Source organism: Streptomyces sp. NPDC050988 (genome assembly GCF_044456225.1).
In the GTDB taxonomy this organism is placed as follows: Bacteria; Actinomycetota; Actinomycetes; order Streptomycetales; family Streptomycetaceae; genus Streptomyces.
In genome coordinates this window covers 36,033-58,635 of record NZ_JBITFQ010000046.1, presented here as the reverse complement: position 1 = coordinate 58,635, position 22,603 = coordinate 36,033, and the positions used below count along the sequence as shown (strand labels likewise).

16 protein-coding genes and 1 tRNA gene are annotated in these 22,603 nt (G+C 71.0%); 12 read left to right on the top strand and 5 right to left on the bottom strand.

Annotated features, from left to right (window positions below):
• Window positions 1-329 precede the first annotated feature (329 nt).
• Window positions 330-3,092 carry a penicillin acylase family protein gene (locus tag ACIBEI_RS47000; RefSeq protein ID WP_398897396.1) on the top strand — a complete coding sequence of 921 codons (2,763 nt, stop codon included), beginning with the start codon at window positions 330-332 and terminating at the stop codon, window positions 3,090-3,092.
• A gap of 77 nt (window positions 3,093-3,169) precedes the next feature.
• On the opposite strand, the gene ACIBEI_RS46995 is transcribed toward ACIBEI_RS47000, so the two are convergent.
• Window positions 3,170-3,796, bottom strand: a complete 627-nt coding sequence (locus tag ACIBEI_RS46995; protein ID WP_398897395.1) for a 5-formyltetrahydrofolate cyclo-ligase — start codon at window positions 3,794-3,796, stop codon at window positions 3,170-3,172.
• A 94-nt stretch (window positions 3,797-3,890) separates the two neighbouring features.
• Here ACIBEI_RS46995 and galU point away from each other — a divergent pair, with 94 nt between their 5' ends.
• The 7 genes from galU to ACIBEI_RS46960 all read left to right on the top strand — a co-directional run bounded on the left by galU (window position 3,891) and on the right by ACIBEI_RS46960 (window position 9,618).
• On the top strand, window positions 3,891-4,793 hold the full coding sequence (gene galU, locus ACIBEI_RS46990; RefSeq protein WP_398897393.1) for a UTP--glucose-1-phosphate uridylyltransferase GalU: 903 nt from the start codon (window positions 3,891-3,893) through the stop codon (window positions 4,791-4,793).
• A gap of 4 nt (window positions 4,794-4,797) precedes the next feature.
• Window positions 4,798-6,120, top strand: coding sequence for a gephyrin-like molybdotransferase Glp (glp, locus tag ACIBEI_RS46985; RefSeq protein WP_398897392.1), 1,323 nt, complete (start codon window positions 4,798-4,800; stop codon window positions 6,118-6,120).
• Window positions 6,121-6,183: 63 nt separating this feature from the next.
• Window positions 6,184-6,663 carry a cyclic pyranopterin monophosphate synthase MoaC gene (moaC, locus tag ACIBEI_RS46980; RefSeq protein WP_055615846.1) on the top strand — a complete coding sequence of 160 codons (480 nt, stop codon included), beginning with the start codon at window positions 6,184-6,186 and terminating at the stop codon, window positions 6,661-6,663.
• Window positions 6,660-7,238: a molybdenum cofactor biosynthesis protein B gene (locus ACIBEI_RS46975; RefSeq protein WP_398897390.1), complete on the top strand. Its 579-nt coding sequence runs from the start codon at window positions 6,660-6,662 to the stop codon at window positions 7,236-7,238. Before moaC ends, ACIBEI_RS46975 begins: the two co-directional genes overlap by 4 nt.
• A 26-nt stretch (window positions 7,239-7,264) precedes the next feature.
• Window positions 7,265-7,894: a GNAT family N-acetyltransferase gene (locus ACIBEI_RS46970; protein WP_398897389.1), complete on the top strand. Its 630-nt coding sequence runs from the start codon at window positions 7,265-7,267 to the stop codon at window positions 7,892-7,894.
• Between the two features lie 177 nt (window positions 7,895-8,071).
• The gene (gene glpR / locus ACIBEI_RS46965; protein WP_398897388.1) at window positions 8,072-9,436 is read left to right on the top strand and encodes a gephyrin-like molybdotransferase receptor GlpR; all 1,365 of its coding nucleotides are present in this window, start codon (window positions 8,072-8,074) and stop codon (window positions 9,434-9,436) included.
• A gap of 108 nt (window positions 9,437-9,544) precedes the next feature.
• Window positions 9,545-9,618 (top strand) — tRNA-Ala (locus tag ACIBEI_RS46960).
• Window positions 9,619-9,721: 103 nt separating this feature from the next.
• On the opposite strand, the gene ACIBEI_RS46955 is transcribed toward ACIBEI_RS46960, so the two are convergent.
• Window positions 9,722-10,627, bottom strand: coding sequence for a TIGR03620 family F420-dependent LLM class oxidoreductase (locus ACIBEI_RS46955; RefSeq protein ID WP_398897386.1), 906 nt, complete (start codon window positions 10,625-10,627; stop codon window positions 9,722-9,724).
• 198 nt (window positions 10,628-10,825) lie between these two features.
• Between ACIBEI_RS46955 and ACIBEI_RS46950 the strand changes: the two genes are divergently transcribed.
• Window positions 10,826-11,896 (top strand): acyl-CoA dehydrogenase family protein, encoded by a 1,071-nt coding sequence (locus tag ACIBEI_RS46950; protein WP_398897385.1) that lies wholly within the window; start codon window positions 10,826-10,828, stop codon window positions 11,894-11,896.
• 91 nt (window positions 11,897-11,987) lie between these two features.
• On the opposite strand, the gene ACIBEI_RS46945 is transcribed toward ACIBEI_RS46950, so the two are convergent.
• Window positions 11,988-13,055 (bottom strand): hypothetical protein, encoded by a 1,068-nt coding sequence (locus ACIBEI_RS46945; protein WP_398897383.1) that lies wholly within the window; start codon window positions 13,053-13,055, stop codon window positions 11,988-11,990.
• Window positions 13,056-13,186: 131 nt separating this feature from the next.
• On the bottom strand, window positions 13,187-13,663 hold the full coding sequence (locus ACIBEI_RS46940; protein ID WP_398897382.1) for a GNAT family N-acetyltransferase: 477 nt from the start codon (window positions 13,661-13,663) through the stop codon (window positions 13,187-13,189).
• A 106-nt stretch (window positions 13,664-13,769) separates the two neighbouring features.
• Here ACIBEI_RS46940 and ACIBEI_RS46935 point away from each other — a divergent pair, with 106 nt between their 5' ends.
• Both ACIBEI_RS46935 and ACIBEI_RS46930 read left to right on the top strand, forming a co-directional pair.
• Entirely contained in the window at window positions 13,770-14,591 is an 822-nt protein-coding gene (locus ACIBEI_RS46935) for an exodeoxyribonuclease III (RefSeq protein ID WP_398897380.1), read from the top strand.
• A gap of 186 nt (window positions 14,592-14,777) precedes the next feature.
• Window positions 14,778-17,024 carry an ATP-binding protein gene (locus ACIBEI_RS46930; protein ID WP_398897379.1) on the top strand — a complete coding sequence of 749 codons (2,247 nt, stop codon included), beginning with the start codon at window positions 14,778-14,780 and terminating at the stop codon, window positions 17,022-17,024.
• Between the two features lie 579 nt (window positions 17,025-17,603).
• On the opposite strand, the gene ACIBEI_RS46925 is transcribed toward ACIBEI_RS46930, so the two are convergent.
• A complete protein-coding gene (locus tag ACIBEI_RS46925) occupies window positions 17,604-18,869 on the bottom strand; it encodes a hypothetical protein (RefSeq protein WP_398897378.1) in 1,266 nt (421 codons plus the stop codon).
• A gap of 287 nt (window positions 18,870-19,156) precedes the next feature.
• Here ACIBEI_RS46925 and ACIBEI_RS46920 point away from each other — a divergent pair, with 287 nt between their 5' ends.
• A complete protein-coding gene (locus tag ACIBEI_RS46920; protein WP_398897377.1) occupies window positions 19,157-22,525 on the top strand; it encodes an AfsR/SARP family transcriptional regulator in 3,369 nt (1,122 codons plus the stop codon).
• Window positions 22,526-22,603: the final 78 nt, after the last annotated feature.

Genomic DNA, 22,603 nt, shown 5'->3' with positions numbered 1-22,603 from the left:
AGCTGGTTGAGGTGGTGGACAGTCAGCGGCTGTTCCCTTCTCGCCGTTCCGGGTGGATCACTTTGACCAGTTGGACCGCTTCGATCGGCCGGATCACCTTGTTCGGTGCAACCGTGGCCGGTTCAGCCGGCTCGATGGTTCAACTACTTCGTTACCTTACCTAACTCTTGACGCTTTCTTGACACTCGACAAGGCAAGATCGAACTCCCGTCCGCCCGGGTTCCCGACTCCGCGTCAAGCCCGAGTTGGCCCTGCGCCTATGGTTGCTCCAGCGCTCAGTCAATTGGACAAGCCCGCCTGCCGCTCGCGTGAGGACAGCAAGGACAGCGATGCCCCCCAACACCACCGCATCTTCCGGTCAAAAGCCCGGCAAGTCCGGCAGGAAGAAGGGGCGCAGAGCCCGTCTGATCCTGATCGTCCTGGTTCTGGCCATCATCGGCGGCATCGCCTACGGGTCGTTCTGGAGCATCAGCACCGTCCGCGCCTCCTTCCCCCAGACCAAGGGTTCCATCTCCCTCGACGGTCTGTCGGGCCCTGTGAACGTGAAGCGCGACAGCTACGGGATCCCGCAGATCTACGCCTCGACCGACGAGGACCTGTTCATGGCGCAGGGCTACGTCCAGGCGCAGGACCGGTTCTACGAGATGGACGTACGCCGTCACATGACGGCGGGCAGGCTCTCCGAGATGTTCGGCGAGAGCCAGGTCGACGAGGACGAGTTCCTGCGCACGCTGGGCTGGGACCGGGTCGCGGAGAAGGAGTACAAGACCAAGCTCTCCGCGGAGACGAAGAAGTACCTCCAGGCCTACGCCAAGGGGGTCAACGCGTACCTCAAGGGCAAGGACGGCGCGGACATCTCGCTGGAGTACGCGGCCCTCGGTTTCTCCAACGACTACAAGCCGAAGGACTGGACCCCGGTCGACTCGGTGGCCTGGCTCAAGGCGATGGCTTGGGACCTGCGCGGCAACATGCAGGACGAGATCGACCGCTCGCTGATGACCAGCCGTCTGGGCCCGCAGCAGATCGCCGACCTGTACCCGCAGTACCCGTACGACCGGAACAAGCCGATCGTGCAGGAGGGCCAGTACAACAGCACCACCGGGCAGTACCAGCAGGGCGACTCCACCGGCAGCGGTACCGGCGGTACGCAGTCCGTGGCGGACACCGGGCTCGCGAACAACGCCGAGGCCCCCTCCGGGCTGCAGAGCCAGTTGTCGGGCCTCTACAAGGTGCTCGACGACGTCCCGGAGGCCGTCGGTGTGAACGGCAACGGCATCGGCTCGAACTCCTGGGTGGTCAAGGGCACCCACACCATCACCGGCAAGCCGCTGCTCGCCAACGACCCGCACCTGTCGCCCTCGCTGCCGTCCGTCTGGTACCAGATGGGCCTGCACTGCACGGGCATCTCCGAGAAGTGCCAGTACGACGTCTCCGGGTACACCTTCGCGGGCATGCCGGGTGTCGTCATCGGCCACAACAAGGACATCGCCTGGGGCATGACCAACTCCGGGGCCGACGTCACCGACCTGTACCTGGAGAAGCTCACCGGGAACGGCTACGAGTACGACGACAAGGTGAAGCCCTTCACCTCCCGCGAGGAGAAGATCAACGTCGCGGGCGGCGACGCCAAGACCATCGTCGTCCGGGAGACCAACAACGGACCGCTGCTGTCCGACCGCGACGACGAGCTCGTGAAGGTCGGCAAGAAGGCCACCGTCGACAGCGCGGCACCCGACCGCGGCGACGGCTACGGCATCTCCCTGCGCTGGACGGCCCTGGACCCGGGCAATTCGATGGACGCCGTGTTCGCGATGAACAAGGCCACCGACTGGACGGACTTCCGCAAGGCGGCCGCCCTCTTCGACGTCCCCTCGCAGAACCTGACCTACGCGGACACGGACGACAACATCGGCTACCAGCTGCCGGGCAGGATCCCGATCCGCGGGGAGGGCGACGGCTCGCTCCCCGCGCCCGGCTGGGACTCCAAGTACCGCTGGACCGGCTACATCAAGCAGGCCGAACTGCCCTACGAGTACAACCCGAAGCGCGGTTACATCGTGACCGCCAACCAGGCCGTCATCGACAAGGACAAGTACCCGTACACCCTCACCACGGACTGGGGCTACGGAACGCGCAGCCAGCGGATCGCCGACCTCATCGAGTCGAAGATCAAGGGCGGCGGCAAGATCTCGACCGACGACATGCGCCAGATGCAGCTCGACAACAGCAGCGAGATCGCCAAGCTCCTGGTGCCCAAGCTGCTCAAGATCGACGTGGCCGACAAGAACGTCCGTGAGGCGCAGAAGCTCCTGGAGGGCTGGAACTACACCCAGGACGCCGATTCGGCCGCCGCCGCGTACTTCAACGCGACCTGGCGCAACATCCTCAAGCTCGCCTTCGGCAACAAGCTGCCCAAGGAGCTGCGGGTCGAGGACCAGTGCCTGAACGTCGAGCCGGTGGACTCCACCGGTCCCGCCGACGAGGACCGGCGCGTCCGCGAGTGCGGTCAGCGCGAGGCCGACAGCGCGCAGCCGGACGGCGGCGACCGCTGGTTCGAGGTGGTCCGCAAGATCCTCGACGACGAGGACAACGACTGGTGGTCGGCGCCCGCGACGCGCACCGACCCGGCAGTCGACACCCGTGACGAGCTGTTCAAGCGGGCCCTCACGGACGCCCGCTGGGAGCTGACCGCCAAGCTGGGCAAGGGCATCGACACCTGGAGCTGGGGCCGTCTGCACCGGCTCTACCTGAAGAACCAGACCCTGGGCATCGAGGGTCCCGGATTCCTGAAGTACATGCTCAACCGCGGCCCGTACAACATGAGCGGCGGCGAGGCGGCGGTGAACGCCACCGGCTGGAACGCCGCGGGCGGCTACACCGTGGTCTGGGTGCCGTCGATGCGCATGGTGGTGAACCTGGAGGACTTCGACAAGTCGAAGTGGATCAACCTCACCGGTGCCTCCGGGCACGCCTACAGCGCCCACTACGTCGACCAGACGGGCAAGTGGATCGACGGCGAGCTGCTGCCCTGGGTCTCCACGGAGCGGGCGGTCGACGCCAAGACGTCGGACACGCTGGTCCTGAAGCCCTGAGCACCACGTGAGAACGGCCCTCCACGCGCGCGTGGAGGGCCGTTTCGCGCATCGGGCCCCTGGGGGCGGTTCGGTCTCTACGGAGAGGGCCGGCGGAAGCGGCGTACTCCCGAAGGGGTCACCACCGCGTGCACCGGCCGGTCGTGCGGTTCCTCGGGGACGTGGTCGACCACTTCGGAGTCGTACAGCAGCACCACGAGGGCCGGATCCACGCCCGCGCGGTCGAGCCGCGCCAGCACCCGGTCGTACGATCCGCCGCCGCGGCCGAGCCGCATCCCGCGCGCGTCCACGGCCAGGCCCGGCAGCAGCACCGCGTCGGCCGCGAGCACGGCGTCCGGGCCCAGACGCTCGCCCGCGGGCTCCAGGAGGGCCATCTTTCCCCGGTGTTGTACGGAGACGAGCGAACCCTCTCCGGCGTACGCGCCCCAGTCCAGGTCGTTGTCCGCGAGCAGCGCCGGCAGCAGGACGCGCACGCCGCGCGCGTGGAGTGCGTCGAGGAGCGCGCGGGTGCCCGGTTCGCTCCCCACGGACACGTAAGCTGCCACCGTGCGCGCGTGCGCCAGTTCGGGCAGCTCCAGGGCGCGGGCGGCGAGTGCGGCCCCGGTTTCCCGCACGTCATCGGCCGTATACCGGCTTCTCACCGTGAGGAACCCTCGCCGCAACACTCGCTTGCCAGACTCGGGTTCGGGTCCCAGGTGGCTCATAGGCTTGTTCCGTACCCTTCATAATGCGCTCATATGAGAGCGAATTAACCGGAGCCACAGATTCCATACAAAGGCACCGGATATGGTGTCGGGCATGACTCAGGCACACCCCAGGATCAGCAAGGCTGTCATCCCCGCAGCAGGCCTCGGAACCCGGTTCCTGCCGGCCACCAAAGCCACTCCCAAGGAGATGCTGCCGGTCGTCGACAAGCCGGCGATCCAGTACGTGGTCGAGGAGGCCGCGTCCGCGGGCCTCGATGACGTCCTCATGATCACGGGCCGCAACAAGCGCCCCCTCGAGGACCACTTCGACCGCAACTACGAGCTGGAATCGGCCCTTCAGAAGAAGGGCGACGCCGACCGGCTCGCCAAGGTGCAGGAGTCCAGCGACCTCGCGACCATGCACTACGTCCGCCAGGGCGACCCCAAGGGCCTCGGCCACGCCGTGCTCTGCGCCGCCCCGCACGTGGGCCACGAGCCCTTCGCCGTACTCCTCGGCGACGACCTGATCGACCCGCGCGACCCGCTACTCAAGCGCATGGTCGACGTCCAGGAGCAGTACGGCGGCAGCGTGATCGCCCTCATGGAGGTCGCCCCCGAGCAGATCCACCTCTACGGCTGCGCGGCCGTCGACGCCACCGACGACAGTGACGTCGTCAAGGTCCACGACCTGGTCGAGAAGCCGGCCGCCGCCGACGCCCCGAGCAACTACGCGATCATCGGCCGGTACGTCCTCGACCCGGCCGTCTTCGACATACTGCGAAAGACCGAGCCGGGCCGCGGCGGCGAGATCCAGCTCACCGACGCCCTCCAGCAGCTCGCCGCCGACGAGAAGGTCGGCGGCCCGGTGCACGGCGTGATCTTCAAGGGCCGCCGCTATGACACCGGTGACCGCAGCGACTACCTGCGTGCCATTGTCAGACTCGCGTGCGAACGTGAAGACCTGGGCCCGGACTTCCGGACCTGGCTTCGCAGTTACGTCACCGAGGAGATGTAGCAATTTGAGCAGCGCCGCGACCCGCGTCACCGGCCAGGACCACCTCTGGTCGGTGTCCGAGCACCTGGAGGACATCCTCGCGACCGTCCGCCCCCTCGAAGCCATCGAGCTGCAGCTCCTCGACGCCCAGGGCTGCGTCCTGGTCGAGGACGTCACGGTGCCGGTCTCCCTGCCGCCGTTCGACAACAGCTCGATGGACGGGTACGCGGTCCGGGTCGCCGATGTCGCGGGCGCGAGCGAGGAGTACCCGGCCGTGCTCACGGTTATCGGTGACGTCGCGGCGGGCGAGTCCGAGCTGCTCCACGTGGGACCCGGCCAGGCCGCCCGCATCATGACGGGCGCCCCGCTGCCGCCCGGCGCCGAGGCCGTCGTCCCCGTGGAGTGGACCGACGGGGGCCTCGGCGAGGGCCCCGTCTCCGGGATGCGCGCCCGCAGCGCGTCCCCCGAGGGCGCCTCCGGCCAGGTCCACGTCCACCGCTCGGCACCGGCACGCGCGCACGTGCGCGCCGAGGGCAGCGACGTGAAAGCCGGCGAGCGTGCCCTCGCCGCCGGCACCGTCCTCGGCCCGCCGCAGATCGGCCTGCTCGCCGCGATCGGCCGGGGCACCGTCCGGGTGCGCCCGCGCCCGCGCGTGGTCGTCATGTCCACCGGCAGCGAACTGGTCCAGCCCGACGAGCAGTTGGGCACCGGCCAGATCTACGACTCCAACAGCTTCGCGCTGTGCGCCGCCGCCCGTGACGCCGGCGCGATCGCCTACCGGGTGGGCGCGGTCGCCGACGACGCCGAGACACTCCGCGCCACCATCGAGGACCAGCTCATCCGCGCCGACCTCGTGGTCACCACGGGCGGCGTCAGCGTCGGCGCGTACGACGTCGTCAAGGAGGCCCTGTCCTCCGTCGGCGACGAGGACGAGGCGGGCAGCGGCATCGAGTTCCGCAAGCTCGCCATGCAGCCCGGCAAGCCCCAGGGCTTCGGCTCCATCGGCCCCGACCACACCCCACTGCTCGCACTGCCGGGCAACCCCGTGTCGTCGTACGTGTCCTTCGAACTGTTCGTGCGCCCCGCGATCCGCACCCTGATGGGCGTCGACGACATCCACCGGACCATGACCAGGGCGACCCTGCGTACGGACAAGGCGCTCACCTCGCCCGCCGGCCGCCGTCAATTCCTGCGCGGACGGTACGCGGACGGGGAGGTCACCCCCGTCGGCGGCGCCGGATCCCACCTGATCGCGGCCCTCGCGCACGCGAACGCGCTGATCGTCGTCCCCGAGTCCGACGAGTCCGTGGAGCCCGGCACCGAGGTCGACGTGGTCCTCCTCGGCTGAACGCCCCGACTTGGGGGTACCGTGTCGCGCACAACAGGCCCGACCGGGAGCGCCCCAGCCATCATGAGTACGCAGGACCGACTGACCCACATCGACGAGGCGGGCGCCGCCCGCATGGTGGATGTGTCCGAGAAGGACGTGACCGCCCGCACGGCCCGCGCGAGCGGTCGCGTCCTCGTCTCGCCCCGCGTGATCGAGCTGCTGCGCGGCGAGGGAGTGCCCAAGGGCGACGCCCTCGCCACCGCGCGCATCGCGGGCATCATGGGCGCCAAGCGCACACCGGATCTGATCCCGCTCTGTCATCCGTTGTCGGTCTCGGGTGTCAAGCTTGATCTGTCGGTCGCGGACGACGCCGTCGAGATCCTGGCCACCGTGAAGACCACCGACCGCACGGGCGTCGAGATGGAGGCCCTCACCGCGGTCAGCGTCGCGGCTCTCACCGTGATCGACATGGTCAAGGCGGTAGACAAGGGGGCGGTCATCACGGACGTGCGCGTGGAGGAGAAGACGGGCGGCAAGTCGGGCGACTGGAGCCGGGCATGACGGCGGGACCCGAGGGACCCGAGGGACGCATTGGACCTGCGGCACCGGCCGAGCCGCCGATCGGAGACGCGCTGGCCGCTCCGTACAGCGCCCTCGTCGTGACGGCCTCGAACCGCGCGGCGGCGGGTGTCTACGAGGACAGGGGCGGGCCTCTGATCGCCGAGGGGCTCCAGAAGTTCGGCTTCGCGGTCGACGGGCCGTGGGTGGTCCCTGACGGGGACCCCGTCGAGAAGGCCCTGCGGGTGGGCGCCCGGGCCGGGTACGACGTCATCGTGACCACCGGCGGCACGGGCATCTCACCCACCGACCGCACGCCTGAGGCCACGCGGCAGGTGATCACGTACGAGGTGCCGGGCATTCCCGAGGCCATCAGGGCGTTCGGGAGAGAGAAGGTGCCCACGGCGGCGCTCTCCCGGGGGCTCGCCGGGGTCGCGGAGAGGACGCTGATCGTGAACCTTCCCGGTTCCACCGGCGGGGTGCGGGACGGCCTCGCCGTTCTCGAACCCCTCCTGACCCACGCCGTCGACCAGATCCGCGGCGGCGATCACCCCAGACCCAGCGGGGGTGCGAGCTGAACAGCCCATCGTGGCCGGTCGAGCTGGTGGACGGCGATGTGGTCCTCCGGCCCATAAAGCTGCGCGACCAGCGGGCCTGGCGCGACGTGAACCGCCGCAACCGGGACTGGCTGCGCCCCTGGGAGGCGACCATCCCGCCGCCCACGCCCAGCGGGCCGATCGCCCACCGGCCGACCTTTCGCCAGATGGTCCGGCATCTGCGCGCCGAGGCGAACTCGGGGCGGATGCTGCCGTTCGTCATCGAGTACCAGGGGCGGCTCGTCGGGCAGTTGACGGTCGCCGGAATCACCTGGGGCTCGATGTGCTCGGGCCATATCGGCTACTGGGTGGACGAGGCGGTCGCCGGTCGCGGAGTGATGCCGACGGCCGTGGCGCTTGTCTCCGACCACTGCTTCCGAACCGTTGGTCTGCACCGCATCGAGGTCTGCATTCGGCCCGAGAACGGACCGAGCCGGCGGGTCGTGGAGAAACTCGGATTCCGCGACGAAGGCCTTCGTCCACGCTATCTCCACATCGACGGCGCCTGGCGTGACCACCTCGTCTTCGCGCTCACGGCCGAAGAGGTGCCCGAAGGACTGCTGGCCCGCTGGCGCCGGACACGCTCGCGGAACACGTCCGAAAACTCACCGCGGGACACGCCCCGGAACACCGCGTAAATGAAATGGGTGTTCGAAAGTGATCGGCGATCGACCATCCTCGGGCATTAATTTCGCGCTCCCGGCGGCCTGCTGATCGCATCGGTCACAAAAAAAGCTCGAAATATCAGCCAGATCGTGCGACACACCGGCTCAATTGGCAGATGGCCTCACGCAAACCCCTCTACCGTGTGAGGCGTGAGCAGCAGCGGCCTCATCTACGCAGTCATTGTCGGGGCCTGGGCCGCCTACTTGGTGCCTATGTGGCTCCGTAGGCAGGACGAGCTGAATGAGGCCCGTCCGACGGAACGCTTCAGCACCGCCATCCGGCTTCTGTCCGGCCGGGCGGGCATGGAGCGCCGGTACGCCAAGGACCTGCGGGCGCGCTCCGCCGAAGAGGGGGAGCACCACGCCGACCCGGACGGCGTCACCGACTCGGTGGACGTCCGGGCCTTCGCCATGCCTCCGACGCGTCGCGAGGCACGGGCCGACGTCGACGACGTACGGGACGAAGCGCGGTCCGAGGGGCAGGCACAGGCGCAGCCCGCTTCGAAGCAGACGCCGAAGCAGGCGTCGAAGCAGGCGTCGAAACACGCATCGGAACAGGCGGCGCGGCAGGCGTCGAGGCAGGTGTCCGCGACGGTGCCGACGTCCGGCTCCCCGGCCGGTACCGCCCACCCCGCCCCGAAGTCCGGCCGTGCGGCGGACGGCCGGCCGGTGCCCCGGCAGGGCGCCAGGCCGTCGTCGAACGGAACGTCCGCGTCCGCCGTCTCCGCCGCGTCGTCCCCCGCGAGGCGGGCCGCGGCCGCGGAGGCGGCAGCGCGCGCCCGGCGCTCGAAGGTGCTCGCGCGCCGACGGCGTACGACGGTCATGCTCTTCATGGCCTTCACGCTCGGCGCGATCGTCGCGGCCGTCGGCGGACTCGCGTTCCTGTGGGCGCCCGGGGTGCCCGCGGTGATGCTGAGCGTCTACATCGCCTATCTGCGCTCCCAGGAGCGGCGGCGCTTCACCTACGTGATGGACCGCAGGCGGGCCGAGGTCGCGGCGCAGCGGCTGCGGGAGCGCCAGCCCAGGCGGCGGCCGCCCACCGACCCGGGTGCCGCGGACGAGCCGGAGGACGGACCCGAGGCCGACACCGATCCCGGTCTGTCCGCGCTGGCCGCCGACCGACGTGCCCTCGTCGAGCAGACCGACCACGCCGAGTGGGTCGACCAGCAGCGCGAGCGCCGGAGCGGCCCCTCCGGCGGCGACAGCTGGGACCCCGTCCCGGTGCCGCTGCCGACGTACGTGACCGCCCCGGTCGCCCCCCGCGCCACGTCCGACGTCGACCTGGGCGGACCCGACGCCTGGAGCTCGGCCCGGTCCAGCACGGTCGAACCGAACGCCGACCGTCCGACGGCCGAGGCGGAGGAGGAACTCGGCGAGCCCGACGCGGACGACGCGTCGGACGGCGCCGCGGACGCCCGGCGCGCGGCCTCGGCCAGGCGCGCCCGCGAACGCGGCCGCACGCCCCTCTTCGACCAGTACGAGGACGGCGACCGGCCGCGCGCGGCCAACGAGTGACGATGTCTCAGAAGTCCCGCCGCGGGCCCGCTCCTGACCAGCGGGTGAGGGCCCGGGAACGGATTTCCAAGCACCCTGACCGGGATGCTAGAGTTTCACTCGTTGCAAGGGCCTGTGGCGCAGTCTGGTAGCGCACCTCGTTCGCATCGAGGGGGTCTGGGGTTCAAATCCCCACAGGTCCACGCACAGATCAAAGCCCCTGCCGGGGAGATCCGGCAGGGGCTTTGGCGTGCCCGGTGGCAGCACGGTGCGGTAGCCGCTCCATGGGGCCGCCAGTCGCGTCGGTCAAGCGCCGACGAGTGCGGGTGCGAGTTCTCGCCAGGGTTCCGTCGGTACGTCGAAGGGGGATTCCATCAGGACCTGGACGCAGACGTGGTCGGCCCCGGCGGCCAGGTGCTCGTGCACGCGCCTGAGGATCGCCGCTTCGTCGCCCCACGCGATGAGTGCTTCGGCCAGCCTGTCGGAGCCGCCGCGGACGAGGTCGGTCTCGTCGAAGCCGCCCCTCAGCCAGTTGTTGCGGTAGTTCGGCAGACCGGTGTAGATGTCCAGGTGGGCGTGGGCCCGGCGCAGCGCGGTCTCGCGGTCCGAGGTGAGCACGGCGCCCATCTCGACGGCCACGAGTTTGTCCGGACCCAGAGCCGCCCGTACGTCGGCGGTCTGTTCCGGTGTCACCAGGTACGGGTGGCTGCCGTCCGCGAGTTCACGGGCCACCTCCAGCATCCGGGGACCCAGGGCGGCGACCAGGACGGGCGGGCGTGGTTCGTCGGCCTCCGCGGCGTAGAAGGCCGCTCCCGCCATCGCCGTGAGGTACTCGCGCATGGCGGCGACCGGCTTGGCGTAACTGCCCCCGCGCACCCGCTCCACCAGCGGCCGGTGGCTGACCCCGAGCCCGAGGACGAACCGCCCGCCGTGCGCCGCGGCCAGAGTGCGCGACGCCGCGTTGGCCGCGACCGCGTCGCGGGCCCAGATGTTGGCGATGCCGGTGGCCACGCGCATGCGCCCGGTGGCGGCGAGCAGCAGCCCCGCCTGGGTGAAGGCCTCCCGGCCGTAGGCTTCGCCGAACCACAGCGTGCCCCAGCCCTGGGCGTCGAGTTCGGCCGCGATCTGCCCGGTCGCCGCCGGAGCGAGCGCGTCCAGGCTCGCGGTCCAGATCCCCACGCGCCCGAGCCCCGCTTCTTCGGCCACTGTCATGCCGTACCTCTCCTTCCTCTCCTTGTTGCTCAATACGTGACGTCGATACATGACGTCGAGTCGATAGGTGACGTTGATGCCGTGACGTTGGTACGTGGCGTCGGTTGGACCCTGCCGGACGGATACCCGAACCGGCCGCCGGCACCGCCGTGAAGGCCGGCTCGACGGGACGGTACGGGTGGGGGCCGGGCGCGGGCCGTGACCGTGCCGAGGCAGGCCGCCCGGGAGCGCGAGGGGATCGTCGGCAAGGACGTCTGGCGGCTCGCGGGCACGCAGAACCTGCTCTGTCCGTGGGCCGATCCCGCCTACGGCGGACTGGGCCTGGCCGACCTGCGGTTCGAGCAGATCATGATCGAGGAACTCGCGAACGCCGCCGAGTCCGGTTTCGCGGTCCCGCTGCACTCCGGTGTCGTCGCCCCGTACCTGGCCGCGTTCGGTACCGAGGACCAGAAGGCCCGTCACCTCACCCGCGCGGTCTCCGGCGAGTCGCTGGTCGCCATCGCGATCACCGAGCCCGGCACCGGCTCGGACGTGGCCGCCATCCGTACGCGCGCGGTGCCGGCCCCGGGCGGGGACGGCTGGCTGATCAACGGGGCCAAGACCTTCATCTCCAGCGGCGTCAACGCCGACCTCGTCATCGTCGCCGCCCGCACCGGCGAGGACCACGCGATCGGCCTGTTCCTCGTGGCCGCCGATGCCCCCGGCTTCACCCGGGGCCGCAAGCTCGACAAGCTCGGGCTGCGGACCTGGGACACCGCCGAGCTGTTCTTCGACGACGTCCACGTCCCGGCTGCCGACGTGCTCGGCGAGCCGGATCAGGGATTCGCCCTGCTGATGAGGCAGTTCGCCCTGGAACGGCTCGTCGTCGCCATGGGCGCGGTCGCCGACGCGGGGGCGGCGCTGCGGGAAACGGTCGCCCACACCAAGCAACGCACCGCGTTCGGGCGGCCGTTGGCGAGGTTCCAGGACACCCGCTTCCGGCTGGCCGCGATGCGGGCACGGATCACCTCCGCCCAGGCCTTCGTCGACGCCTGCGTCCTCGCACACAACCGGGGCACCCGCACCGCCGACCAGGCCGCCGAGGCGAAGCTCGTCGCCACCGAACTGCAGGGCCAGGTCGTCGACGACTGCCTGCAGATGTTCGGCGGATACGGCTACCTGCGGGAGTCCGTGATCTGCCGCAGATACGCCGACGCCCGCGTCCAGCGGATCTACGGCGGCACCTCCGAAATCATGAAGGAGATCATCAGCCGCGCCATGGACCTGTGACCCCCGACCGCACTGCCCCCGACCGCACTGCCTCCGACTTGGGATCTGGCGTGCCCGCTACTCGGCCGTGTCCGCTGCCCGACCGTGTCCGCTACTTCGCGTTGACCATCTGCAGGTGGTGGCCCGTGACCCGGATGTCCGTGCCGGATGCCGGGACCACGGCCATGGTGATCAGGGAGTTCGTACGGGTGAGGCCGCTCGTGCTGGTCCTGCCGTCCAGGTAGATGTCCGTGACCGTCGGCAGGTTCTTGATGTCCAGCTGGGTGGAGCAGCGGGGGCCCTCGGCCTTCGGCCAGTTCTGGTAGTCGACGCCGAAGTCGTAGAGGGCCAGCGCGCCGCCGTCGGTGGTCTTCAGGCCGTACGCCGTCTCGGCCGCCGTGAAGCCGGGCTCGTACTCGCCGTCGACGCAGCCGTCGTCGAAGGTGGCGCGGTTCGTGTACGACTTCTTCCAGGCCTTCACGGACGCGGTGTTCACGAAGCTCGCGCCCGCCTTCTTGCCGCCCGTGACGTAGAAGTCCTTGGACAGGTCGCGCAGGTCGTCCAGCTTGATCCTGCCGACGGAGTCCGAGGCCTTGAGGACCGTGACGAAGCCGTCGTCGTCGCGCTTCACGGTCGGCAGCCCGCCGTCGGCCTCGCCGACGGACACCGCCTTCCACTCGGCGCCCTTGTTCTTGCTCTTCTCGTAGTCCTTCACGTGCTCGAAGACCAGCAGGCGGCGGCGGTCCTTCTCGATGTCCTCGCCGGTGACGCGGGTGTCGACCATGAAGACCTGCGGCGAACCCTTGCGGGGGATGTAGAAGCGGGCGCCCTCGACCGGGTAGTGGAACGGCGTTTTGAAACTCGCCTGCTCCTTCTTCGGGAGGGCCTTGAACTGAGTGAACGTCGCCTGGCTCTGCTGGAGCAGCGCTCCGCCCTCGACCTCGGCCGTCCTGTCCGGGGCCTGCGCCGCGTTGGCCGCGTTGTTGACCTTCGCGTAGTTGAGCAGGACGGCCTGCGCCGACTTGAGGGAGATGACGCCCGCCTCGGCGGAGGAGCCGCCCTTGTCGTCCGCGCCGGACGCCTCGGTTCCGCCGTCGGAGCACGCGGTGAGCGCGAGTGCGAGGGCGGTGACGGGCACGGCGGCGCGCAGAAGTCCGGGCGTGCGGCGGCGCGAAGTCATGGGTCCCCTGTCGTGAGGTGTCGTGAGGTGCCGTGATGCCGGTGGTGCGGGTCCGGCGGTCCGGTGCCCGTGGTGAACCGGGCTGATGATCACGACAGGCTAGTGGCCCCGCCCGCGCCGGACCGGACTCCTCACAGAAGCTTCGCGAAGCAGCGGCTGTCCTCGTGGAAGCGGTAGTGGCCGAACTTGACGCACGGCTCGTAGCCGCTGGAGGCGTAGAGGGCGATGGCCTCGGGCTGCTTGTTGCCGGTCTCCAGGACCATGCGGATGCGGCCGGCCGCCCGGGCGTCGTCCTCCAGGGCCGCCAGGATGCGGCGGGCCAGCCCGTTGCCCCGTGCCTCCTCGATCACGAACATGCGCTTCAGCTCGGCGTCGCCGTCCGAGTAGCCCTCGTCGTTCTCGTCCTGGGTGCGCCAGCCGCCCGTGGCCACCGGGCGCCCCTGGGCGTCGTACGCCATCAGGTACAGGCCGATCGGCGGCTCGAACATCGACGGGTCGAGCGGGGTGACGTCACCCTCGTCCCCGTAGCGCATGGCGTACTCGGCCTGCACCTCGTCGTTGAGCTTGACGGCGTCGGTGTGATCGAAGGCGACCCGGCGTATATTCATGCTAAGTATCGTACTTCTATGCGGTGGGTGGGTTGGTGGCGTTCGGTGCGTTCGGTGCGTCCGCCCGTCCCCGTGAAGGGCTCGGCCGGGCGCTGTGCACGTACCAGTGTGCCGGTATCGTGCCCGGGTGCTGACTGTGACCTCTGTGAATGTGAACGGGCTCCGGGCCGCCGCCAAGAAGGGCTTCGTGGAGTGGCTGGCGGAGACGTCCGCCGATGTGCTGTGCCTTCAGGAGGTGCGGGCCGAGCCCCAGCAACTCCCGGAGGGTGTACGGCAGCCCGAGGGGTGGCATGTCGTGCACGCGCCCGCCGCCGCGAAGGGGCGGGCCGGGGTCTCCCTCTATACGCGCCGCGAGCCCGACCGCGTCCAGGTCGGCTTCGGGTCCGCCGAGTTCGACGGCGGCGGCCGGTACGTCGAGGCCGACCTGCCCGGCGTCACCGTCGCCAGCCTGTACCTGCCCTCCGGCGAGGTCGGCACCGAGCGGCAGGACGAGAAGATCCGGTTTATGGACGAGTTCCTCGCCCACCTCAAGAACCTGCGCGAGCGCGCCGCCGCCGACGGGCGCGAGGTCGTCGTCTGCGGTGACTGGAACATCGCCCACCAGCGGGCCGACCTCAAGAACTGGCGCGGCAACCAGAAGAACTCCGGGTTCCTGCCCGAGGAGCGCGAGTGGCTCGGCCGCGTCTTCGACGAGACGGACGGAGGGTACGTGGACGTCGTCCGCGCCCTCCACCCGGACGTGGAGGGGCCGTACTCGTGGTGGTCGTACCGGGGGCGGGCCTTCGACAACGACACCGGCTGGCGGATCGACTACCAGGTCGCCACGCCCGGTCTCGCGGCCAGGGCCGTCAAGGGGCTCGTGGAGCGGGCGGCCACGCATGGCGAGCGGTGGTCCGACCATGCGCCGGTGACCGTTGTGTACGAGTAGTCCCCGCCCCTTTGTGATAGCCCCCGCCCCTGTGTCACTCCGCGCGGCGGCTTCTGAGGGCGGAAGCGCAGGCTCCGGATGCAGTGGTGCGCCGGGCGCCGGTTTTCGAGCGTGTGTGCGGACAGGTGTGCGTGGAAAGGCTCCTCCCCATAGGACGGTACTTACCGGTCGGTCGTAGGGGGGCCCGTGCGGGGGCAGGAGTGGGGCGGCCACAACGAACTGAGCGGAGTCGTTCACGGTCCCAGCGTCCAGGCCGCCGTCGTGCACGGCGACGTCCACATCCGCACCGGTGAGACGGCGGAGCAGCAGTTGCCGTGGCAGCTTCCGCCGGCCGTTCGCCTCACCGACCGCACCGCGGAGGTGGAGCGCCTCGAACGCCACCGGGCCCTCGCCGCACAGCGGGACCACCCCGCCCTCGCCACCGTGAGCGGCCTCGGCGGGGTCGGCAAGACCGCGCTGGCCCTGGCCTGGCTGCACCGGTTGCGCCCGGACTTCCCGGGAGGCCAGCTGTACGCGGACCTCTGCGCGCAGGCACCGACCGGCCCGGTGGAACCGGCCCAGGTGCTGGGCAGTTTCCTGCGCGGGCTGGGTGTGCCGCCGCAGCAGGTGCCGGAGGGTGTCGCCGACCGGGCCGCGCTGTACCGCTCGCTCACCGCCGACCGCCGGATCGTGGTGCTGCTCGACGACGCGGCGACGGCGGCGCAGGTAAGGCCGCTGCTGCCCGGCGGACCCAACGTCACGCTGGTGACCAGCCGTCGGCGGATGTCCGGGCTGGCCCTCGAAGGCGGCTACCAGGTGCATCTGGAACCGCTCGCCCCCGAAGCGGCGGTCGAACTGCTCGCGGCCACCCTCGCCGACGACCGCGTGGCCACCCAGCCGGACGACGCCCGCGCACTCGTCGGGCTCTGCGCCGGGCTGCCGCTGGCCGTGCGGGTCGCCGGGGCGCGACTCGCGGCGCGGCCGCTGCGCCGGATCACCACGATGGTCCGGGCCCTGACGGCGGAACGGGGGCGGCTGGACGCGCTGGCCATCGACGGCGACCACGGCGTACGCGCCGCTCTCGACCTCTCCTACCAGGGACTGCCCGCGGAAGCCGCCCGGCTCTACCGGCTGCTCGGTGTGCACCCGGGGACGGAGTTCGGGGGAGGAGTCGCGGCGGCCGTGCTGGGGTCTGTCGGTTCCGGCGGCGGCGGAGACTCCGGTTCCGGCGGCGCGAGGGCCGATCCCGATGGCGCGTGGGTCGACCCCGGCGAACTGCTCGACCTCCTCCACGACGCCAACCTGCTCATCGACATCGGCGAGGACCGCTACCGCTTCCACGATCTCGTACGGCTGCACGCCATGGGGAAGGCCGCGGAGGAAGAGTCCGCGGCGGAGCGGGCGACGGTCTTCCGTCGTATCGCCGACCACTACCTGGCCACCGCGACACGGGCCGAGCGGGCCATCGACCCCGGACACCCCTTACGGGAACGTTCCTACGGGCCCGGACCGGTGATCACCGAGGACTTCGGCGACGGCACCAGGGCGGCGCTTGACTGGCTGGAGCGGGAGCTGCCCAATCTGATGGCGGTGATACGGCGGGCCAGGACGGCGGGAGAGCGGGACATCAGCTGGCAGCTCGCCGATGCCCTGGGCCCCTTCTTCCTGCGGCGCAAGCACTACGACGCCTGGCGCACCTCGCACGCCGAAGGGCTCGCCGCGGCAAGGGAGTTGGGGGACGGGCCGGCCGAGTGCCGGATGCTCACCTCCGGCGGACAGGGCGAGTTGGGCCGAGGGGACACCGTCCGCGCCCTGGAGATGTTCGAGGAGGCGGCCCGGCTCTTCGCGGCCGCCGGGGACGAGCTGGGATACGCGCGTACGTCGAACTACCGCGGGCTGGCCCATCAGCGCGCCGGCCAACTGGACGCGGCGGCCGAGCTGTTCGAGTGGGCCGCCGTGGAGCTGCCCCGCTGCGGGGACCTCCGGGCCGGCGGGCTCGCCCGGCTCAACGCGGCCGACGTCGAGTTCACCCGAGGCCGGTTCGCCCGGGCGGCCGAGGGCGCCGTCGGGGCACGTACGACCCTGCTGGCGGTCGACGACTCCTACAACGCGGCGCGTGCGGCCACCCTGCTGGGCAGGATCTGCCTCGGCGACGGCCGGCCCGACGAGGCGGAGCGCTGGCTCTTGGGTGCGCTGGCCGTGCTGCGCGAGGCCGCGGCCCACTACGAGACGGCCCGTGCGCTGGATGCCCTGGGCGAGCTCGCCGAACTGCGCGGACAGCGCGAACTCGCCCAGGGGCACTACCGGGAAGCGCTCGGTCTCTACGTCGGAGTGAACCGGCCGGGACCGGCCGACGGCGTGCGGGAGCGGCTGCGGAGGCTGGACGAGGGCGGGGGCGCCTCCGTCGACGAGGGCGAGGGCGCCTCCGGCTCCGGCTCGGGAGACCGCGGCTGAGGAGTTACTGAGAGCCGTGGAGTTCTTGAGAGCCGGGGAAGTCCTGAGAGTGGTGTCCCCGGTTGGCGAGCCCTCGGTTGGCGGGCGTCGGCCCCGGCAGCCCCTGACCAAGGTGTTCCCGCATGGGCGACCAGCCAGGCGTGCGCCAGCGAGGCCCAGACGGGCCACGGGTGCAGGGCGGCGTGGCGTGCGGTGAGCGTCAGTGTGTGCGGAGCGCGGGTGGCGCCTGAGTCGTACGGCCCGAGTCGCAGCCGGCACACACGAGTCCCCTCGTGGACCGCGACCACCGCGGCGCCCGGGTGGCCGGCGGCCGGCACGTCGGCTGTCGCGCCTCCCGCGCCCGGTGCGAGCAGGACGTCCGCCAGCGGCGGCCAGGGGCCCGGCGCGGGGAGCGCGACCCGCAGATGCCGGTCCACGAACGGACGGTCGTGACCCGGCAGGGCCAGCGTGACCTCGACGTCGTGGACCGAGGGCGCCCGCAGTCGCTCGTCGAACGACGCGACACAGGAAGCGACGAAGGAGGCGGCACAGGCAGTGACGAAGGAGGCGACGAAGAGGTCGGCGGAGGGGTCGGCGAAGTCACTCATGAGCCTGTGCCCCGGGCTCGTCGCAGCGCACCACGACCGGCAGCCGTGCCCGCTCCGCGGTGGGCGACGCGGCCGGTGGGCGCAGCCGGAGCCGGCGGTACAGCAGCGCGCGCATCCGGCGGGCGAACCGGCCCGGCTCCGAGCTGAGCCGGGCCGCGATCCGCGTGTACAGCTCCGTGCGGTACGCGGCGGAGCTCTGCCGCAGTTGCCTGCGCAGCGGACGGTCCGTGCGGATCCGGGGTGCCAGGGACCGCAGTTCGGCCATCGGCGAGGAGGGGTCCAGCTCCGTGTCCGGGGAGCCGGCCGTCAGGATCCGGGCGCCGGTCATCGCGCCGTAGAGCGAGACGGAACCGTGGTCGCTCACGATGTAGTCGGCGGCGACGACGGCCCCGCACCACTCCGCGTGCTGGCCGACCAGCCCGACGCCGGATCGGTTCAGCCGGGCGAAGGCGCTGCGGATGTGCCATTCACTGTGCGCGTTCCAGACGTTGGAGTGCAGCATGACCACGATGCGGAACTCCTCCCGGGGCAGCTCGGCGGCCAGCCGTTCCAGCAGGTCCCACTGCTGTCCGAGGAGCGAGTCGGGTCCCCAGGTGGAGCAGACGAGCACCAGTTCCTGACGGGGCCCGGTGCGCAGGGCCTCCCGGTACAGGGCCCGCGAGGGCAGGCTCGCCGCCACGCGGTCGTAGCAGGGGTCCCCGACGACCTCCGCCACGGGCAGCGCCTCGGGGCACTCGCGGCCGAGGCGTGCCCGGTCGTCCTCGTGTGCCAGCACGATGGCCGACGGGACGACCACACCGTCCCTGACCAGCCACTGCCGGCCCAGTCCGTACACCTCGCGCTCCGCCACGGCCCGCCCGCGGTGGTCGCCGGGCGCGGAGACCCGTTTGTTGTACGAGGCGCCGTGCGGGAGCACGATCACCGGGGCGTGCAGCTCGTGCAGACCGCCGTAGCTCGCGGCCAGCGCGAGGTCGAACCGGGTGTGCACGGCCTGGCTCCAGGGCACGACCAGCGCCCGGGTGTCCTCCAGGAACGCGTCCACGCCGTGGTTGAAGACGTCCGCGGCCGTCGTGAACACGACCTGCACCCTCGGGTCGCCCTCCAGCAGCCGGACCGCTTCCAGCAGGCGTCGCGCGGAGGTCACCGTGTGCACCACGGCGAGCACCCGCTTGCGTATCCGGAAGGTGGCCCAGCGCTCGACGTCCAGACGCAAGGGCACCGCCAGACGCCGCTCGGCATCCGGCATCGTCATACTCATACGAACTCCCCCGTCACGCCAACTCCCTTGTTGGCTCCATGAGTTGAAGTGCGGCCATCCGCTTGCGGCGGCGCGGCCCCACCGTCCTGGTCTGCCCCGGGGGCTGGACACCGGGCTTGCAGAAACCTTGCAGTCTCCGTACGGGAGAGCTTGCGGATCACCCGAGGGGAGTGCGCGGGCTTGGCATGCGCCCCTCACGCGCCTGTGCGCCCCGCTCCGCTCCCTCCGGCCGTTCCGGCGGTGCCCTGACAGTGAGTGGGAGGAAGCGGCTGAACCATCTGGGGGAGATGGTGGACCTCCTTGCGCTGGGGCCTCTCGAACTGTGGCACCAGGGACGTCAGTACGCGCTCGGCTCCCTGAAGGAGCGACACGTCCTCGCGATCCTGCTCCACTCCCGGGGAGCCCCGGTCTCCGTGGACACGCTCGTCGAGCGGGTCTGGGACGACGACGATCTACCCGCGGCTCCCGTGGAGGCGCTGCGCACCTACCTGTCGCGGCTGCGCACCAGGCTCCACCGCGCCGTCGGCGACGACGCGCTGGTCGAGCGGGCGGCGCCGCGCCGCTACCGGCTGCGCGTCGAGCGCGAGGACGACGTGGACTTCGTACGCCTCGAACTGCTGCGCGCGCAGGCTCGTGCGGCGGCCGGGCGGGGCGACACGGAGTACGCCGTCGGTCTGCTGCACGCCGCGCAGGCGCTCTGGCGCGGGGAGCCGTTCGCGGAGTTCACCGGCGCCTGGGCCGCCTCCGCACGGGCCCGGCTGACCGAGGACCACCGGCGGGTACGGGAGGAACGCATCCGCCTGGAACTGGAGTTGGGCCGCCACGCCGACCTCATCGGCGAACTCCACGAACTCGTCTCCCTCGACCCCCTCGCCCAACAGGCCGTCGCCGCCCTGATGCTGGCCCTCTACCGCTCGGGGCGGGACGGCGAGGCGCTGGGCCTGTACCGGGACACGCGCGACCGGCTGGCCGACGAACTGGGCATCGATCCGGGGGCGGACCTGCGAGAGCTGCACCACCGCGTCCTCACACAGGACCCCGGCCTGCGGGAGCCGGGGCCGCGGGATCCGGCGCCCGGCGCCTCGTCGATCCGCACCGCCTCCGGCGAGACGCCCGAGTCGGTCCCTGCCGGCTCCGGCGAGGACTCCTCCGTACGAGGTCAGGGGGCGGGCGGCGAGGTGCGTGACCAGCGAAGGTCGGCGGCCGCCGCGGACAGGGGGTCCGTGGGGAGCAGCCTGCCCCGTGACACCAGGGACTTCACCGGGCGGGGGAGCGAGCTGGAGGCCATGCTCGCCGCGACCGTTCCGGCCCCCGGCGGAAACGGGACCGCCCTGCCCCTCACGGTCGTGCACGGCATGCCCGGGGTCGGCAAGTCGGCGCTGATCATCCATGCGGCGCACCGGATGAGATCCCTCTACCCCGCAGGACAGTTCTACGTCGACCTGCGCGGCTACAGCGACCAGCCGCCGTACGAACCGGCCGATGCCCTGGCCTTCCTGCTGCACACCGTCGGCGTGCCCGATCCGCTTCCCGAGACCCTCGACGAACGGACCGCGCGCTGGCGGGAGTGGACCGCCTACCACCGTGTCCTCGTGGTGCTCGACAACGCGCGCGACGCCGAACAAGTGCGGCCGTTGCTGCCTGGCTCGCCGGAGTGCCATGCGATCGTGGCCAGCCGAAATCGGCTCGCCGGCCTCGACGGCGCCATGTCGATCCCGCTGGACGTGCTGTCCGTCTCGGAGGCGGCCTCGCTCTTCGCCCGGATCGTGGGCGCGGCGAGGGTCTCCGACACCTCCGCACTGCGCCGCGTCGTGGAGTTGTGCAGCTGCCATCCGCTGACGGTCCAGTTGCTGGCGAGCCGGTTCCGGCACCGGGACACCTGGGACCTGGAGTACGTGGCCGACCGGCTGACGCGCGCCGGTGACCGACTGGACGAATTCGACCAGCGGGTCGCCGCCGCCTTTGGGCTCTCCTACTCGGATCTCGACGCCTCCGCGCGACTGCTCTTCCGCCACTTGGCGCTGCACCCGGGCCCCGACATCACGCTGGAGGCGGCGACCGAGCTGTGCGGGGGCCCCGACACCGATGAGGTCCGCCGCGCGGCGGACGACCTCCTCGACCGGCATCTGCTCAACGAGCCGGTGCGTGACCGCTATCAACTGCATGACCTGGCCCGCGCGTTCGGCGGGCGATTATGCCGGGCCGAGGACCCGCCGACGGCACGGGCAGGGGCGCTCCGCCGCCTGATGTCCTACTACCTCACGGCAGCCGACCGCGCCGACCGGCTCGCGTATCCGCGTCGCCGACGACGGCCCATCGGCCAGGAGCACTTCTCTCCCCGTGCACCGGACTTCACCGGCGCCGAACCCGGACCCGCTGCCCAACCCGAACCCGGTGCCGAACTCGAATCCGAGGCGGGACCCAGGGCCGAGGCCGAAGCGGTCGACGCGGCATCGGCGTGGCTGACATTGGAGCGTGCGAACCTGCTGGCCGTGGCCCGGACGGCCGCCGCAGACTTTCCGGACTTCGCCGAGCTCTTTCCCCACGTGCTGGCCTACACCCTCAAATTGTGGGGTGCCCGGGATCTCACGGCCGAATTCCACGGTGCCGCCCTGGCCGCCCTCCGCGTCGGGGACGACCGTCAGGCGCTGGCCCAGACCCTGGTGGAGCGAGCGGACGTCCTGGCCCAGGAGAACCACGGCGAGGCACTCCACTGTGCTGCCGAGGCGCTGTCCCTCTTCGAGGAACTCGATGATGTGCACGGTCGTGCCGATGCTCTCTTCGAGATCGGCCGAGCCCATCTCGCGGCGGGGCGCGGCGAGATGTCCCTGCACGAACTGGACCGCGCACTCGCGCTCTACCAACAGGTCGGTGACCGCTACGGCGTGGCCGAGAGCCTCAATGTGCAGGGAGCCGCCCTGATCTTCGGAGCCGAGTACGCCAGAGCGATGCACCGCTTCAGGGCCATGCTGGATATCCACCGGGACCTCGGGGACGCGCACGGCCAGGTGAAGGCCCTGAACAACATGGGCGAGATCTACTTCGCCGAGGGCCTGTACGAAGAGGCCCGCAGTCACTACGAGCAGTCCCTGGCCCTGGCACGCCGCTTCGGCGGGCGCCAGGAGCTGGCCATACTCGATACGAATCTCGGTACTGTCCATCGCGTCACCGGCAGGCCTGAACTGGCCCTGGTCTGCTTCCGACGCGCCCTCGCCAGTCACCGGGCCGGTGAGGACGCCGTCGGCGAGGTGAATGCCCTGAACAGTCTCGGCGCGGCCTGTGCGGAGTCCGGGCGGATGGATGAGGCGCTGCGTCACTTCAGCACGGCGGAGAGGGTCTCCCGGCGCATCGACAATCAGTACGAGCGCCAGCGCGCCCTTGTCGGTATCGCCGACACACAGCGCACGGTGGGCCAGTTGGGCGTCGCACTGGAGACGTATGGCTGTGCGCTGCAGATCGCGGAGAAGTTCGGCTTCCCGCTCGGCTCGGCACACGCGCTGGCCGGACTGGCCCGAACGCACCTTCACGCGCGGGGAATCGACTCGGCCCGCCCGTACGCCGAGCGTGCGCTGGCGCTCTATCAGAGACTCGGCGCGGCCGTGGAAGCGGAGGAACTGCGCTGTCTCCTTGCCAGTTGGGGAGCCACCGGCTCCTGAACCACGGCAGTTGCCGACGGCGCCTGGATCCCCTGCGGCCCCCTCCTGGCGGTCGGCGACCGGCGTTCACCCCACCCA